The sequence below is a fragment of the Ochrobactrum sp. 19YEA23 genome, from assembly GCF_029909865.1.
In the GTDB taxonomy this organism is placed as follows: domain Bacteria; phylum Pseudomonadota; class Alphaproteobacteria; order Rhizobiales; family Rhizobiaceae; genus Brucella; species Brucella gambitense.
In genome coordinates, this window is the sequence record NZ_JASAMQ010000013.1 from 26818 (window position 1) to 43755 (window position 16938).

Sequence of the window (16938 nt, forward strand, 5' to 3'; positions counted from 1 at the left end):
CAGCATTGGTACACTATTTATTGTAACCAATGCGCGCGCAAGAAAGGCATGGCTGGTTTGTACTCAAGCAGCCATGTCACGAAACAAACTCAGGGGCGGGTTTGCGAACCTGCAATCATCATCCCGATACGCTACGAGTAATTTGACGCCTCAGATCAGATGGGCTGACGCCGTAAAAATTGCGAAACACCCTGCTGAAATAAGCGGGATCGTCGAAGCCGACACCATAAGCAATTTTCGCGATGGCGGATGCGTCGCCATGCAATATCGCAGACCGTGCCATATCAAGTCTGCGTTCAAGCAGATAGCGAGAGAATGTCGTGTTCTCTCTTTTAAATAGCTTCTGGATAGCACGGGGAGTTATCCCCTCTGCCTGGGCCAGCTCCATTATCGAGAAGCCGGCATCTATGATCCGGGCGTCAATTCGGCCTTTTATAGCCCCCATTCGTCCGGTCAGAGCCTGTTGTGTATTTCCCGCCTTCAAGTTTGCAATCAGTATAGGTAGCAATCCATAAAAGTGATTGACCATAGTCTCGGCATCACTTTCCGTCTGATAGTCTTGCTGCAACAGATAACCTGCATAGGTTACCAGTAATTGAAAAGGTAAATAGGTAATTGGAAGTGGCTGCCAATATAAACCGGAGACGTCTGCTTTGATTTGGGTGATAGCCGCCGATGGCAGATAGGCGCAATCCAAGCGTCCGCCGTCCGTGAGGATCAGCGACAGCGGCACATCTGATGGTATAAAAATGGCCTCGCCTTTAGCGAGATCAAGCCGGATCTGTCCCTGCTCGACTTGTACCGAGCCACTCATTGCACGCAAAATCAGGATGCCCGAATCTCGGGAACCGGCCGCCGACAGACGTGTGCGGATCAGTGGAAAATAGATCGTGGTCAGCGACAGCAATGCATGATTCCAAAACAGACCGCGTACATTTGACAGGTCACCTCGCGCTGGCAATACCGATGGCATCCCCATCATGTCCCGCAGTATCTTGAGGCAGGGTTTCAACCCGTCAGTCGCCCTTGAAGCCGTACTGCCAAATTTCACCGGTCTAACGCTTCCCATCTTATTCAATGCAAAAGCCCTTCAAGGTTCGCTTCAATCCATTCCCGGTTCGCTCTTCTCCAAGCTATCTGTCTTTTAATGAATTAAACATGATGAGAATAGTCCTGTTTAGAAAATACTGGATAACTGACGGATATCGTATTGCTCATGTCCTTGGAGAAATTCATGCACAACAAATATCTCGGTCTTTCGGTCGCTGCCCTGATGGCGACCGGCAGCGTCACTACGCAAGCACTGGCGCAGAACGCGACTGAAGTGGAGACCGAGACAAGTAAAGGAACGGTTCTGAATGCCATCACGATCACCGGCAGTCGTGGTGGGCAGCAAATTTCGGAGACAGCACGCACCGTCTATGTCATCGATGCACAGCAAATTCAGATGCGCGCACGTTCAGGCGAAACCATTCAGCAGATTTTGGCGCAGGAAATACCGAGTTTTGATCCGGTGAGCCAAGGGGCACGTACCTCGTATGGGCAGAACCTACGCGGACGCACCGCTTTGGTGCTGATCGACGGAATATCGATGAATTCTGCTCGTGGGCTGAGCCGCCAGTTTGACTCTATAGACCCATTCAACATTGAGCGAATTGAAGTTCTTTCTGGAGCGACCTCGCTCTATGGCGGCAATGCGACCGGGGGCATCATCAATATCATCACCAAGAAAGGCAAGGATGCGCCGGAGGGTTTGCATAGCGAAGTGACAGCTGGCATAGAAAGCGGCTTCCGCGCCAGCAACGACTTGGATCGTAACGGCGCTGCAGCCGTCACCTATAATAGTGAGACATGGGATGCTCGACTGTCGCTGGCGGGTAATCGCAGCGGCGCGTTTTATGACGCAGATGGCACCATGGTTGTGCCGGACATCACCCAGACGTCGACCGCTTTTAACCGGCGCATCGATCTTATGGGCAGCGCAGGTTTCCAGTTCGACCCGGATAGGCGGTTGGAGTTAAGCGGACAGTTCTTCAATTCAGAGCAGAAATCTGATTATAGCGTCTACTTCGGACAATTTCTCGCGGGGCTGCGGAATCCAAGTCTTATCGAAACACGCGACGGCTATAATTCGGACTTCAATCCGCGCACCCGCCGCGCCATGTTTAACGCAACCTACACCGATAATGACTTCTTTGGACAGCAATTGCTTTTGCAAGGCTTCTATCGCAGCGAGAAGATCAATTTCCATCCGTTCCCAAGTTCAACCTACTTTTATGGCAGCGCGCAGGACACGGATTATTACGGCATAAAGGCCGCGCTTATCTCCGAACCGCTTGACGGGTTGCGCATTACCTACGGTGTTGATGCTGACAGGGATTCGCTTTCTTCAAACCAACATATTTTCGATATGGGCAAAGCTCTTCAGAGCGGCGCGATGGATTTCCAGACCGCAGGCGTCACAGGTCTGTATCCAAAGATCGACGTTACCACGTTTGCTGGCTTCGCAGAGGCTTCCTATGAAGCAACCGATCGCCTTACCTTCAATGGCGGCGTGCGCTATCAGTACACCAAAACGGAAATCGGAGATTTTGTTGGTGCAGCCCAACAGATCGCTATTCTCAATGGGGCGGCGACCTCTGCCGATTCGATTCCCGGTGGCTCGGTCGATTACGACGCTTTCCTGTTCAACGCTGGCGCAACTTACAGTCTGACAGACACACAGCAGGTCTATGCAAACTTCAGCCAAGGCTTTGAGCTGCCCGATCCGGCAAAATATTACGGTTATGGCGCCTACTCACTGTCAGGTGGTCATTACGCGCTGCTCGGTGGTGTGAATGTGGCAAACTCGGCATTGGAAGCCATCAAGACCAATTCATTCGAGATCGGCTATCGTCTTGATGACGGCACCTATAACCTGGAAACCGCGGGTTTCTACTCCACTTCCGACCGTTCCATTGTGCTCAATCGCACGACCCTTGCCGTCGAACTCGAGGACAACGAACGTCGGGTTTATGGCATCGAAGGCAAGGCGGGCATGAAACTCGATCGTGGCTTCGATATCGGTATTCTGGGCCAATGGATACGCACTGAAGTCGATCAGGACGGCGATTGGGTCAAGGATACTATCGGTTCCGCCAGTGTTTCCAAGCTTGGCGGCCATATTGGCTGGGGCAATGAAACATTGAATCTGCGCTTCCAGGGCCAGCATGTTTTCGACCTTGGTGACAACTCCGGCTACAAGATCGAAGGCTACACGCTGTTTGACCTTATTGGCTCTTATCACGTCGAGAAAGCCGACATGACTGTAAATTTCGGTGTGCACAACCTGTTCAACAAGCAATACAACACCGTGTGGGGATCGCGAGCCAAGGCGCTTTATGGTGCACTCGCGCCTGAAGAAATCTTCGACTACAAGGGCCGCGGCAGGACCTTCGCCCTCGCTGTGAGCAAAACCTTCTGATGAGCGCACAACAAAACGAGCTATCGACACAGAAAATAGGCATAAACGCACGGCTTTATACTGTTCTTGGGGGGCTCTATCTCGCGCAGGGCATCCCGACCTATCTTCTATTGGTCGCCTTGCCTCCCCTGATGCGCGAAAGCGGTGCCTCGCGCACGGCTATCGGGCTTTTTTATCTTCTGATGATTCCACTGATTGCAAAATTTGCGATTGCACCATTGGTGGATCGTTATCCCCTCATCGCAAGTTGGGGGCATCGGCGAAGCTGGGTAATTGTCACCCAACTTCTCGTCTCATTGGGCATTACTTGTATGGCGTTTACAGAGCCGCAGCAGGCGGGGGCACTCTTTGCAATCTGCCTTTGCATAACGCTTCTGTCTTCTTTGCAGGACATTGCTACCGATGGCTATGCTGTCCGTCATCTCAATGACAAGACGCGTGCCACTGGCAATGCAATCCAGGCCGGTGCAGTTGCACTTGGTGTGATCGTGGGTGGCACGCTGGCGCTGGTGCTCTTCCACAAGATCGGTTGGCGTCCCACGATTTTCATCGTCGCCGCCCTTTCGCTTCTGCCACTTCTGGCCGGGTTATGGATGGACGAAGCAAGTGAGCAGAAGCAGCACCGGGAAAAGCCACGCGCCAGCCTGAAGCGGTTTTTCCAGCAACCGAACGCCTGGCTCATCCTGTGCTTTGCTCTGACCTATCGAGCGAGCGAAGGCATGGTAAGGGGGATGGAAGGCAGCTATCTCGTGGATATCGGGCTGCCGCTATCATGGATCGGCTATCTTTCCGGTGCTGCCGCTGCGGGTGCCGGCCTGATCGGAGCAGTTCTGGCCGCACTGCTGATCCGCCGGACTGGGCTTTTCTCTGCGCTCATTCTGCTTGGATTATTGCGCAGTCTTTGCTTCCTCGCGTTCAGTTTCAATGCTGCCGAAATATGGCCGGGGATCACGATTGCTATGACGGTGTCAGCCGTCCAGACCTTCTTGCGCTATATGGAACTGGTCGCGATCTACTCACTGTTCATGAAAGCATCGTCTTCCGATCAGCCCGGCACGGACTTCACGATCCTTGCTTGTGCCGAACTGCTGATTTATCTCGTTGGTTCTTCGGTCGCCGGCTACCTTGCCGATAAATTTGGCTATGTCGAACTTTTCACGTTGGCAACAGTGCTCTCTGTACTCGGGATCGCTTTGACATTCTATATTGTGCGAAGATTGCGGGGCAATGGACTTTCCCTGTAATTGTGGCTGGGTTGCAAAAACTTGTTTAGCAGAGAACGCAGCCCACCTGCAGACGTAATTATGCTGCGAGCACTGAGAATTGTTGTTCGAGAGAAAGCGGTATTGCGATCAATGGCACGATAGAGATACACCCACTCGCCTTTAACCTTAAAACATTCTCGGGCTACTTATACAATTGGATTTGAACGCGGTTACACTGTGATATCAGCAGGGACCAAAAGGTGGCTTTCTTTTCGAGTGCATGTTCACTCTTCATGGAGACGATAAGCATCGCGCCCTGCTGCCTTGGCGGCGTACAAAGCGTTATCCGCCAGAGTGAAAATTTCGGTATCAGTTTCGTCGATGAGAAGCGCAGAACCTATTGAACCGGTGATGGAGATGCTATCCCCGTTGAATTCCACGGGCATTCTGAATTCGGACAGCAACTTTTCAGACAGGCGGACAACGTCGTCCGGACAGGTGATCCCGGGTGCCAAAATTGCAAATTCATCCCCTCCAATGCGCGCTACGATATCCGATTCACGGCAAGTTTTCTTAATGCGGACGGCCATTTGCATGATGCATCTGTCACCTGCTAAATGACCGAGCCGATCATTAATATCCTTGAACCCATCCAGATCAATCAGAAGCAGGCATGCCTTGATGCCCCCTCGGTTCGGTGCCAAGCACAACTCTTCCAGCATCTGGTTGAATCTATACTTATTCACCAAACCTGTCAGCTTATCATGTTCCGCATCGTGGATGGCACGATCAAACATCAGCTTTTGTGCAGTAATGTCCTGTTTCATGCCAAAAAGCCTTACAGGAACACCATTCTCGCATTCCACGGAAGCAGTCAGGCGTACCCACTTGTGCTCGCCGGTCGAAAGCACAATTTCAGCATCCAATGAAAAGCCACTGCGATCATTGATTGCCTGTGTCCTTCTGAGCTCCAGTTCTTGGCGCGATGCTTCGGTATAGAGCGCTAGCGTGTTTTCTCTTGTTAATGGACTACCACGTTGCAAGCCAAAAATATCATACACAAAATCGGTCCAATGCAGTCGCTGGTCGGGAAGAGTGCATTGCCATATTCCAACCTTGGCCACTCTGGCGGATTGTTCGAAAATCAGGCGCATATCCTGCACGGCAAGCGACTGCTCAACAAGAATCTTCTCTTGCGCTTTGATCTGGTCGTTTAACCGCGATATTTCTTCCAACAGATGTTTGTTTTCTGTCTCAGAGCTGAGCTCATCGCAAGTACCGTCGATGTTGTCCATTTATCCTCGTTGGCGAACTGTATTGATGATGCGCTAAGCGTTTTTTCTTCGATTCTAGCTAATATCTAAGTCTGAATTTTCAAATATGCAATTTTCCAAAACACAAATTTATCAGATATTTAATATAGTAGTATCAATATAATTTCTGCTGCACTTAATTTATTTTAATTTATACCAACGTAATTAAAGGGGTAATTATAGAAATAACACGATAGATATAAGAATGATGGAAATGATGTGGGTGTATTTATAAATAATGCTACCTCATGCGGACGGGCGGAGGTAGCGTTAACGACCTATGCAACTGCACGCGATGAGAGATATCTGAACTGTACAACACCGAAGTTCGGATTACTGGGCAATCGATCAGATGGCTCAAACACCATCACGTTGTTCTGGGTGGCTTTTGTGGTGTAGACTGGTTAGCAAAATAGACACGGCCCGTTTGCCCATTGTGACAACAAGCTTGATGTTGATTTCCCTTTCATTGACTAATGCTACGTTCCTTTTCAGAAGCCTTTGCTTCTAACTTCTTTCTGTCTGAGCCAAGAACTCTCGAGCGGCGCATCCAAACTTCAGCATGGCCTCTACCATACCGATACCAACAGATTATCAATTCTATTCAGCAGGCTGTGGGCAGTATGATGAGTATCAGAGCGGGGACGTCCTCATCAGAAGTAAACATTGAGCTTGCGTTGAATGGCTTCGGGAGACCAGTGGCACACGCCCATGTCCTGCCAAAGGTCAAGTCGTTCCGTAGGGGAGGAGAAGTTGGCAGGTTATTCCAGAAAAGAAGCCCATCCGTAGTCAGTGGTTTCAGATCGAACATTTTTCGTGCTGTCATCAAAATGTCCTGCTTGATCCTGTAGCCAACATACTCGACACTGCTTTCAACCTGATCTGACACATAATACGTGGTGAACATCTGTGAAGATAATCCTCTCCCCCGAACTGACCATCTGCGGCATCGAAGAGCTGGCAACACATAGCGACAAGAACGTTACGCATGTTCTTTCAATCATTGATCCAGAGCGGTCCGAGCTTACGGAGTTTTCGGGCTATACCGATCATGCTCGCACGACGCTACGGTTCCATGACATCATTGCTGATCTGGACGGACAAATTCTTCCTACAGAAAGACACACGGAAGCAATTTTGAATTTCGGCCAATCGTTCCAGACCCGTGAAGACAATGATGCGCCGGGGCACATCCTTGTGCATTGCCATATGGGTGTTTCGCGATCTACGGCGGCTATGATGACCCTTTTGGCGCAAGCCAATCCAGATGAACCGGCAGAGACACTCTTCCAGCGGTTGGTGGCTATCCGTCCTCAGGCATGGCCAAATTCCCGCATGATCGCTTTCGCAGACGAACAGCTTGGTCGCAATGGCGAACTCAATCGTCAACTCGGCTTTCACTATGGGCGTCAGCTCAATAGTCGGCCTGAGATAAAGGACTGGATGACTTCACTCGGTCGTCGAGCGGAAGTGGACATGGCCGTCTATGGCTGACGGGGAATGATCAGGGTGGTCAGCGGGGCCATGTCCGATTGACAATAAGTCATAATGACATCATGATGTCGTTATGACGATAGAGACCAGCTCCGCCCCCCTTTACGCTAAGGTCGAGGCCACTTTGGCTTCGGAAATTGCATCAGCACTATTGCCTTTCGGGTCGCAACTCCCGCCGGAAGATGATTTGACGGTGAGGTTTGGTGTCAGCCGGACGACCGTTCGGAAAGCCGTTGAGAATTTGGTTGCGCGCGGACTGCTTGAGATTAGGCGCGGAAAGGGTACTTTCGTTACCGAGCCCAAAATCAGGCAGGAATTGACCGAGTTAAGCGGCTTTGTGGAAGACATGATTGCGTTGGGTCGCAATCCAACTGCGAAGCTTTTGGATAAACGGCTTGTGCCCGCCAGCGACGTGGTCGCTAAACATTTGAATCTTCCGCAGGGGGCACAGGTCTACCGCATTGAGCGCGTGCGTTTGGCTGATGGCATCGCCATGTCTTTCGACGAAACCTATCTGCCCATGGATATTGGCGAGAAGATCGTGAGTAACGATCTGGAGGCTGAGCCAATTTTCTCTTTGCTCGAAAACAAGTATGGCCTCCCGCTCATTGAAGCGGAGTATCAGCTTGAGGCCGCAACAGCTGATGATCGCGTGGCTCAAGCCTTGGGGATTGCACCCACCAGTCCGGTATTCCTTATCGAGCGAACGTCTTACTGTGAAGGGCCGAGGCCAATTGATTATGAGAAGCTCTATTATCGGGGCGATCTGATCAAATTCAGCACGCGCTTGTTGCGCCGTCCGGGGCAGACTCGGTGACAAGCACATTCGAAGTTGGGGCTATCAGTGCTTTCTGGCTGTTTGTTGGCGCCTTCGGTGCGAGCGCACTTGGTGGCGTTCTGGGTATGGCAAGCGGCATTTTTATTGTGCCGATTCTTACATTTGCTTTCGGTATCGATATTCATGCGGCGATCGCTGCGAGTCTCGTGTCAGTGATCGCATGTTCCTGCGGCAGTGCGGCGCCGCTCCTGAAAAAGCGGCTGACCAATATTCGATTGGCCGTCGTTCTTGAGACAGCAACAACGCTGGGCGCTCTGACCGGCATTTTCCTTATTGGGATTGTTGCAACCGCTTATCTCTACTTGCTATTTGCAGCAATTCTCGCGGTGTCTGCGCAACAAATGCTTGCGCGTCGAAGCGAAGCACCTCAAACGAGCACGCCTGCCTCTCAAAACTGGGCGACGACGCTACGTTTACATTCGACAATTTTGGATGAGGCAAGCGGCGCGGCCACGTCGTATCATGTCGGCTCGGTGCCGCTCGGCTTGTCATTGATGTATGGGGCGGGTCTGGTTTCGGCGCTACTGGGGATTGGCAGTGGAGTTCTGAAAATTCCGGCAATGGATACCGCACTTCGGCTTCCACTCAAGGTGTCGTCTGCGACGTCAAACTTTATGATCGGCGTAACTGCCGCCGCAAGCGCCGGTGCGTACTTCATGCGCGGCGACATAGATACAGCCATCGCCGGTCCAGTCGCGCTTGGTTCAGTCATTGGGTCGATTGCGGGTGCTCGGATGCTGGTGGGTTTGCCCAGCGAAAAACTCCGCATCTTCTTCGTAATGGTGCTTGTGCTGCTCGCTGTCGTAATGGCGATGAGCGGTTTCGGTCTGTACCTGAAAACGTGATCGGAACAAAGAGTTTGAGAGAACAGAAAAATTTGATTGAGAGCCTTGAGCAGAAGATTGCCAGGTTGTTGCACTATGGAACGGCAGTTGCTTCATTCGTCATTGCGATCGGGTTGGTCACTCAGTGGTTGAGCTCTTTGGGTATGGCAACCGCTGTCCTTAGTGGAGGCAATTTGATAAAAGCGGGTGTCATAGTGTTCATCTTGCTGCCTGTCTTTCGTGTAGCTCTTATGTTGATCGAGTTCGCGCGTGCGCGCGATGTCGTCTATGCGACGATCTCTGGGGTGGTCCTTGTGATCATTGGTGTGGGATTTGCTGTGGGCTTATGAAGCCGAACTCTCCACAAATATTAATGCGGCGCAGCATTGCGAACTGAAGCGCCCACGCGTTTCTGATTGGCGATTGGAGCAGTCAATCACCCGCCACTATTGGCCGCTTAGTGCCGCTCGTTTCCTGAACCGTCATTAAGCAAGATGACAATCGTGTTGAAGTGTTATTGGGTCGCGGATAGTGGTTCCCGCCCGAGCCATTCCGGGTCTATTTCCGGTAGCGGAATCGCGTCGAGCAGAGCGCGCGTATAGGCTGACTTCGGATTGGCGAAGACCTCCTCGCAAGCCCCCGCTTCGACTACCTTTCCGAACCGAAGCACATAGACGCGGTCGCAGATCGCCCGGATGACACTGAGATCATGACTGATGAACGCCATGGACAGACCCATATCGCGCGACAGGTCCTTCAGCAGGTTGAGAACCTGCGCTTGTGTCGAGACGTCGAGACCTGAGACAATCTCGTCGGCTAAAACGAAGTCTGGTTCGAGAAGAGCGGCGCGGGCGATACCCACCCGCTGACGTTGACCGCCAGACAGTTCGTGGGCGTTTCGACCGAGTACAGCCTTGGGCAGGGTAAAGCGGTCGAGAATCTTGAGAACCTTCGCCTCGGCCTCAGTCGCGTTGGGAGCCAAACCGTGCAGTAGCATTGGCTCGATCAGAATACGACGAATGGAATGGCGCGGATTGAGCGACGCCATCGGATCCTGGAAGATCATTTGCATGCGCCGGCGCAGCGGTCGCATCCTGTCATCGGGTAGACGAGTGATATCTTGTCCGTCGAACCGGATTTCGCCAGCAGAGGTATCGACGAGGCGCAGCAGCGCCCGGCCAAGCGTGGTCTTTCCCGAGCCGGATTCGCCGACGATGCCGATTGTCTCGCCGCGTTCGATGTCGATGTCGACACCATGCAGCACCTTGTGGCCAGCAGACTTGGTGAAAAGTCCGCCCGCACCGTAGGCGACCTGAATGCCGCGAGCCGTGAGAAGCATGTTACTCATCAAGTTGTTCCGATCTCGGTGCGCAGTTGCTCGAACACCAATTGCGGCACCGGTTCCAGACCGGCGTCGGGCCTGTCGTAGCGAGGGCAAGCTGCCATCAGGGCTTTCGTGTAAATGTGTTTGGGTCGTTGCAGGACTTCGGCAGTGCTGCCTTGCTCGATTACCTTACCGGAGTAGAGCAGCGTTACGCTGTCGCAAATTTGGGCGACGACGCCGAGATCATGCGTCACGAATATTACACCCGTGCCATGAGCACGCTGCATGCTGCGAATAAGGCGCAAGATTTGTTTTTGCACGGTAACGTCTAGCGCGGTCGTCGGCTCGTCGGCAATCACGAGCTTGGGTTCGAGCGCAAAGGCCGAGGCAATCAGTACACGCTGGCGCATGCCGCCTGATAATTCATGCGGATACGCACGCAAAACGCGTTCGGGATCGCGGATATGCACTTCCTCCATCAAGGTCAGTGCGCGTTCACGCGCGGCCTTGCTCGACAGGCCACGCTTGAGGCGCAGGCCATCAGTCAGTTGTGCTTCGATGCGACGGCCCGGATTGAGTGCCGTCTGGGGATCCTGCGGGATCAACGAGATCTCGCTACCCATGATCTGGCGCAATTGCGGTGCAGGCATGGTCAGCAGGTCGTGGCCTTCAAAATTGATGGAACCGCCGGTGACGCGGACAGTGCGCGGCAGGATGCCAAGGAGTGCTTTGGCGATGGTTGATTTACCAGCACCGCTCTCACCGACAAGGCCGCGCACTTCGCCACGCTCTAGCGTTAAGGCGACGTCGCGAAGCACGAGTGCGCCACCGTCCCGATCCGAGACCGCTGACAGATTATTGATGGAGAGAAGAGGTGCTGTCATCGGCGCATCATCGGGTCAAGGGCGCGGCGCAGGCCGTCGCCAAGTTGATTAAAGGCAAGAACGGTCAGGAAAAGCATTATGAGAGGCGTCACCAGCACCCACCATCCCTGATAGATGATCTGTCGGCCCTGCGCGATCATACCGCCCCAAGTCGGTGTGTCTGAGGAGACCGAAAGACCGACGAAGGAAAGAATGGCTTCGACGATCACGGCAATACCCATTTCCAGACTGACGAGCGCGATCAGAACCGGGCCTACATTCGGCAGAATCTGGCCAATCAGAATCTTGAAGCGAGAGAAGCCGAGAACCTTCGCTGCCGTCACGTAGTCCATTTGCGCCTGCGCCATGGTTTCTGAACGGACGACGCGACAAAACCGTGTCCAGTCGATGATAACGATGGCTGCAATAACGGAAGGCACGCCCGCGCCGAAGACTGCGACCAGCAGGATCGATAGCAGCACCGGCGGGAAGGCCATCCAGATGTCGACAAGGCGCGAGATAATGGCGTCCACCCAGCCGCGATACCAGCCTGCAAGCAGTCCAAGAGCTGTGCCTACGAATGCCGCAAGACCTGCGGCGATGAAGGCGACAAGCAGGGCGATGCGCGTCCCGTAGATCAGGCGCGAAAGCACGTCGCGACCGAGATCGTCGGTGCCGAACCAGTAGCCGGGTTCGGTGCCAGTATAACCTACGGGAGGCAGTGTACCGAGCATCAGGTCCTGTTCGAGCGGGTCTTTTGGCGCGAGCCAAGGCGCAAAGATGGCGACCAGTATCAAAAAGAGAATAAAGCCCCCGCCGAGGATCACTTTGGGTTCGGAAAGCGCTGCGCGCAGTGACTTAGCCATGGCGCAGCCTCGGATTGAATGCGGCGACGAGTGCGTCGACCAGGACATTGATAATGATGAACAGCGCGCCGAAGACGAGCACAAGCCCCTGAATGAGCGGCAGGTCGCGGTTGATGACGGCATCGATGGCCATATTGCCGATGCCGGGATAGGCGAAGATACGCTCAACGATGACGGTGCCGCCGATCAGAAAGGTGAACTGCACTCCGGTCAGCGCGATGGTCGGGCCAACGGCATTGCGCAGCGCTTCCTGCAGCACCAGTCGCAGCGAGGACATGCCTTTTAGCTTTGCGAGCAGGATATAGTCCTGCACCATGGCTTCGAGCAGCGCTTCCTTCAGCACACGAGCGATAATCGCCGCGAGTGGCAACCCGAGCGCCAGAACCGGCATGGTCATATGGGCGGCGATGTCGGCGAACTGAGTAAAGCGTAGCCGCAGCAAGCTCTCAAACAGATAGAAGGAGGTTGTGAAATCACTCTGCACGCTTGGATCGATGCGCCCGGACAAAGGCAATACAGGGAAGAACACACCGAGCAACAACACAAGCGCCAGTGCCCAGACGAAGTCGGGCACGGCCAGCACTACACCGTTGACCGTATCGATGACAGGTTCGGCTGGCGTGCGGCGCACAAGGGTGCCGACAACGGCGACGGTGGTGCCGAGCAATATTGCGAACAGTAGCGCGACGAATGCCAGCTCGAGGGTTGCCGGCAGACGTTCGGCCAGCAGCTCCAGAACATTGCGGCGCAGCGAAATAGATGTGCCGAAATCACCAGAAAGCAATGATTTTAGCCAGATACTAAACTGGCTGAAGATACTGCCATCAAGTCCATAGTTTGCGCGAAGCTGTGTGATCTGTTCGGGGGTAGCACCCGGAGAAATCATCATGGCGATAGGGTCGCCGGGAACGATGCGCAGCAGAACAAAAACCACAACTGCGACCCCGAAGAGGGTCACCGCAGCGAGAACCAGACGGTTCAGGATTGAAAGACCAAGCATTTGCATGGGTATGAAGCCTCACGCAGGCAGACGAAGATGCTATGCGAGTGTGCCCGGCTGAAGAAGCCGGACACAAATCAAGCAGTGGGAGGCCGGCACATCTGGTGCTCGGCCAATGTGCAATCAAGCCTTCGATATGAGGGTCGGTTGCAGCGCACCCGAAACATTCGGAACAGCCTTCAGCGTCGACTTGTAGATGATCGGCTGTGCGTATTGCAGCAATGGCAGCACGTAACCCTGCTCCGCAATATATTTGCAGACAGCTTTCCATCCGGCGATGCGTTTGGCCTCGTCTTTCTCGCCCCATAGCGGCGCTATCATGTTATCGAGGTCATCGGTGTTCCACACCGAATGCGGCGATGGGCCAAACATGGCAAACCCTGTTGAGGTGGTCGGATCACCAATCGCATTACCCCAGTTATAGAAGGCAGCTGGCGCGAGTTGGTCGGCAGCGCGCAACTCATAATGCTTGGCGATCTCGTAGACCTCGATTTCGGCTTCGATACCGACCTTGCGCCACATGCCCACGATGGCCTGCACCATTTCGTAGTCTTTTGGCTTCAATCCGCGTGTGGTCTGGATTTTGAACTTTACTGGCTTTTCGGTCGAATAGCCGGAATCGGCCAGCAGCTTCTTGGCGAGCGCGGGATCGTAGGGAACCTTGATAGACGGATCGTAGGCTGAATATTCCGGTGCCTCAAGCGTATCGATCGGTACGCCATACCCACGCAGCAGGCGCGTGACGATGGCTTGCTTGTCGATGGCGTGGCAAGCAGCCAGGCGCACGTTCTTGTCGTTCATTACCTCGATATTGTTGATGAAGATCATGCCAATATCGGAGATCGGAGTCGCAACGCCTGCCAGACCTGCCTTTTCCTTCAGTCGGTCGAACTCCTCATAGGGAATTTCCAGAGTGACATCGGATGAGCCGGATTCGATTTCGGCAACCCGGCTGGTGCCATCGGGCACAAACTTGAAGATGACTGTCTCGAAAGCCGGTTTCCCACCCCAATAGTTGGGATTGGCCTTGAGGCGGAGGAAAGCGTTGCCTTCGTATGCGTCAACCATGTAGGGGCCAGTACCAATTGGCTTCTTTTCAAAACCTTCCGCACCGACCTTTTCGTAATAGGCTTTGGGCAGGATGTAACCGGTTAGGAAAGCCATCCACATGAAATAGGTGGGTTCGAAGCGCAGCACGTCGCCGGTGATTTTGTTACCTTCGATTTTGTAGTTACCGGCGGTCGACCAGACGAACTGGATCGGGTTGCCGGTCTTGTCGTTGGCGGCGCGCTCCAGCGCCCAGACCACGTCTTCCGGGGTGAATGGTGAACCGTCATGCCAGGTCACGCCTTCGCGGACATCCATCCAGACCTTGGTCTTGTCGTCATTCCAGCCCCATGCGGTCAGCAGACCCGGGACAAATTCGAGGTCGGGATCCTGCCCAATATACTGGTCGAAGATCGAGCGGTAAATTGCCTGGATGGTCGGGTTGACCGCCGACGGACCGACGGTCGGGTCGAAGGACGGGAGATTGACGTTGAAAGCGATGGTAAGCGTGTCGGCTTCCGCTGCCTGCACTGGCACACGTCCGGCCAGTATGCTTGAAAAAAAGGCAGCAGCGCCCATACCCAGCGTCTGGCGACGGGTGAATTCAGTCATGATTTGCTCCGCGTTCCCCTGATCCCCGGCTTTTTTGAGTGTTCCCCCACTCGCCAAGGTATTTATTGTTCGGAATACTTTAATCTTAAAATAGCGCCGATTGGCTGGCAAGCGAATTGTACATTCTGACAGCAATTTTAAGGCGAACTATATGCTTGTGCATATTGTTTCTCTGTTTGCTTCGCTCGTAGATCATTGAGAGTGTTGGTTCTGAGTGCTTATACCCGCAGTTTCACGAATATGCAGACAAAGAAATATGATTCTGCATGCGTTCGATGGGCGGGCGCATGTGACACATACGCCAACTCGCCATCAGCCATATTGCTTCCTATTTCAGCGAGGACGCGAGTAGCATGCCGGAGCCGCCCCCCAATCCCGGGCCGGGATGGCTCGATGCACCGATTTGATAAAGACCGGGCACGTGGGTGCGATGGTTGACCGACGACTTGAACGGGCGCCAGATGAAAAATTGATCGACGCCGCAAAACCCGCCATAGGGGTCGCCACCAACGAGGTTCATATTCATCGCTTCAAGGTCGGCTGGCGAATAAGACTTACGGGCGATAATGGTCTCGGAAAAACTCTTGATGTGTTGGGCGAGGATACGCTCAACGCGGTCGGCATATTGTTCGCGCAATTCGTCGGTCCAGCACCCATTGGCAGGCGTGGCGAGTTCTCCCGCAGCATCGCCTTCGATGTGTCGCGGGGCTTCCGGCAATTGCAGCCAGAGGATTGCCTGACCTTCCGGCGCGCGCGACGGGTCAAGCGCGGTCGGCTGGCCGACGCAGATGGTTGGTACCGCTGGCAACATGCCACGGTCACACTCATTGGCTGCGCGGGATACGCCATTGAGACCGGGTGTAAGGTGCAAGAGCGCCACTTTCGACAGGTCTTCGCCGCCCTTCCAGCGTGGGGGAGACTTCAGCGCATAGTGAATCTGCATGTTGCCTTTGCCATAGCGATAGGTTTGCAGTCCTTCCGCAACGGCTGAGGGCAATGGCTTGCTGGAACTCTTCAGCAGGCGACCGTAGAGCTGGTTGGGTGTGACCGAGGCAATGACGCCCTTGCTCGCCTGAAGAACCTCGCCGCTGGCAAGCCGAACACCCGTGGCTTGACCGTTGTGACCCTCTATTATTGCGTCGACATCCGCGCCGGTGCGGATGGTCCCGCCGTGATCTGTAATGAGTTGCGCGAACGCTTTGACGAGATTGTCGGCGCCGCCTTTGACAATCGGGCAGCCAGCAAGTTCGATGGCAAAGCCGATAACCCGGAGCATCGCAGCAGAATAGGTGCTTTCCGGATTGAGACCGCAATGAAGTACCCAGGGCGCAAAGAGCCCGCGCATCACATCGGACCGATAGGTGGTTTCGAGATGATGGCGGCCATTGACGAGCGCCTCGCCAAACCACGCGGCGAGATTGCGGGGGCCACGCTTCCAGGCTTCCTTCAGCACCGTCTTGAGGATGCCGCCAGACCAGAGTGATCCGCCAAGCAGCGAGAACATGAACGGTGCGTCGGCTCCCATCCGGTCCATCTCGCGGGCAAAGGCCTTGCCGTCATCATCGGCCAGTGCATCGAAGGCCGCGATATTGGCTTTGCGGTCTTTGGATAGGATCGCATGCCGTCCGTCAGCCAGCACAACGCCTGTCGGCAGATCGGTATGGGCGAATTCGAGGCCCCGGGCTTCCAGATCCTTGCCGAGTGCGCCATAGGCGGGCGAAGTCAAGAACAGCACCATAGTCGTTGCCATGACGTCGTGGTGGAAGCCCGGTGCAGTGATCTCTTCAGTACGCAGACAGCCGCCCAGCCGCTCGTTGCGCTCGAGTAGCAGTACCTTTTTACCCTTTTTGCCGAGCATCGCAGCGGCCACCAATGCATTAATGCCGCTACCGACCACGATATAGTCATGTGTCGCCATGTGTCGTCGCTCCCCTGAAATTGGACGCTGTCCAGCGCACGCCAAACTTTATCGATTCCTTCGTCATCAGTGCGAGTGTCGACAAGCCTGTTCCCTGAAGTCCAACGATGAATTCTGTGGCATGGACGTCCCCCTCAATCGCTTCTTTAAAAAGCTTGATATGAATTTTCT

General features: G+C 54.0%; 14 protein-coding genes. 6 read left to right on the forward strand and 8 right to left on the reverse strand.

Annotation, left to right across the window (positions count from 1 at the left end):
* Positions 1-118: 118 nt before the first annotated feature.
* Complete coding sequence (locus tag QBD01_RS22945) at positions 119-907, reverse strand: helix-turn-helix transcriptional regulator (protein WP_280994678.1); 789 nt, start codon at positions 905-907, stop codon at positions 119-121.
* A gap of 327 nt (positions 908-1234) precedes the next feature.
* Here QBD01_RS22945 and QBD01_RS22950 point away from each other — a divergent pair, with 327 nt between their 5' ends.
* Entirely contained in the window at positions 1235-3463 is a 2229-nt protein-coding gene (locus QBD01_RS22950) for a TonB-dependent receptor (protein WP_280994679.1), read from the forward strand.
* Entirely contained in the window at positions 3463-4707 is a 1245-nt protein-coding gene (locus QBD01_RS22955; protein WP_280994680.1) for a RhtX/FptX family siderophore transporter, read from the forward strand. Before QBD01_RS22950 ends, QBD01_RS22955 begins: the two co-directional genes overlap by 1 nt.
* Before the next feature lie 245 nt (positions 4708-4952).
* Here the strand turns inward: QBD01_RS22955 and QBD01_RS22960 are convergent, their stop codons facing one another.
* On the reverse strand, positions 4953-5963 hold the full coding sequence (locus QBD01_RS22960; RefSeq protein ID WP_182522412.1) for a sensor domain-containing diguanylate cyclase: 1011 nt from the start codon (positions 5961-5963) through the stop codon (positions 4953-4955).
* A 927-nt stretch (positions 5964-6890) separates the two neighbouring features.
* Between QBD01_RS22960 and QBD01_RS22965 the strand changes: the two genes are divergently transcribed.
* The 4 genes from QBD01_RS22965 (at position 6891) to QBD01_RS22980 (ending at position 9487) form a co-directional block, all read left to right on the forward strand.
* Positions 6891-7475, forward strand: coding sequence for a protein-tyrosine-phosphatase (locus QBD01_RS22965; RefSeq protein ID WP_182522411.1), 585 nt, complete (start codon positions 6891-6893; stop codon positions 7473-7475).
* A gap of 73 nt (positions 7476-7548) precedes the next feature.
* On the forward strand, positions 7549-8292 hold the full coding sequence (locus tag QBD01_RS22970; protein ID WP_182522410.1) for a GntR family transcriptional regulator: 744 nt from the start codon (positions 7549-7551) through the stop codon (positions 8290-8292).
* The gene (locus QBD01_RS22975; protein ID WP_280994681.1) at positions 8289-9158 is read left to right on the forward strand and encodes a sulfite exporter TauE/SafE family protein; all 870 of its coding nucleotides are present in this window, start codon (positions 8289-8291) and stop codon (positions 9156-9158) included. The genes QBD01_RS22970 and QBD01_RS22975 overlap by 4 nt, the downstream gene beginning before the upstream one ends.
* 14 nt (positions 9159-9172) lie before the next feature.
* A complete protein-coding gene (locus QBD01_RS22980) occupies positions 9173-9487 on the forward strand; it encodes a DUF1634 domain-containing protein (RefSeq protein WP_280994682.1) in 315 nt (104 codons plus the stop codon).
* A gap of 164 nt (positions 9488-9651) precedes the next feature.
* On the opposite strand, the gene QBD01_RS22985 is transcribed toward QBD01_RS22980, so the two are convergent.
* From QBD01_RS22985 to QBD01_RS23010, 6 genes are all read right to left on the reverse strand, one after another.
* Entirely contained in the window at positions 9652-10485 is an 834-nt protein-coding gene (locus tag QBD01_RS22985) for an ABC transporter ATP-binding protein (RefSeq protein ID WP_182522409.1), read from the reverse strand.
* Entirely contained in the window at positions 10485-11345 is an 861-nt protein-coding gene (locus QBD01_RS22990; protein ID WP_280994683.1) for an ABC transporter ATP-binding protein, read from the reverse strand. The genes QBD01_RS22985 and QBD01_RS22990 overlap by 1 nt, the downstream gene beginning before the upstream one ends.
* Positions 11342-12190, reverse strand: a complete 849-nt coding sequence (locus tag QBD01_RS22995) for an ABC transporter permease (protein ID WP_210277357.1) — start codon at positions 12188-12190, stop codon at positions 11342-11344. The genes QBD01_RS22990 and QBD01_RS22995 overlap by 4 nt, the downstream gene beginning before the upstream one ends.
* Positions 12183-13190, reverse strand: coding sequence for an ABC transporter permease (locus tag QBD01_RS23000; RefSeq protein ID WP_280994728.1), 1008 nt, complete (start codon positions 13188-13190; stop codon positions 12183-12185). The genes QBD01_RS22995 and QBD01_RS23000 overlap by 8 nt, the downstream gene beginning before the upstream one ends.
* A gap of 123 nt (positions 13191-13313) precedes the next feature.
* The gene (locus QBD01_RS23005) at positions 13314-14849 is read right to left on the reverse strand and encodes an ABC transporter substrate-binding protein (protein ID WP_280994684.1); all 1536 of its coding nucleotides are present in this window, start codon (positions 14847-14849) and stop codon (positions 13314-13316) included.
* Positions 14850-15177: 328 nt separating this feature from the next.
* Positions 15178-16767 carry an NAD(P)/FAD-dependent oxidoreductase gene (locus QBD01_RS23010; RefSeq protein WP_280994685.1) on the reverse strand — a complete coding sequence of 530 codons (1590 nt, stop codon included), beginning with the start codon at positions 16765-16767 and terminating at the stop codon, positions 15178-15180.
* Between the last annotated feature and the right edge of the window lie 171 nt (positions 16768-16938).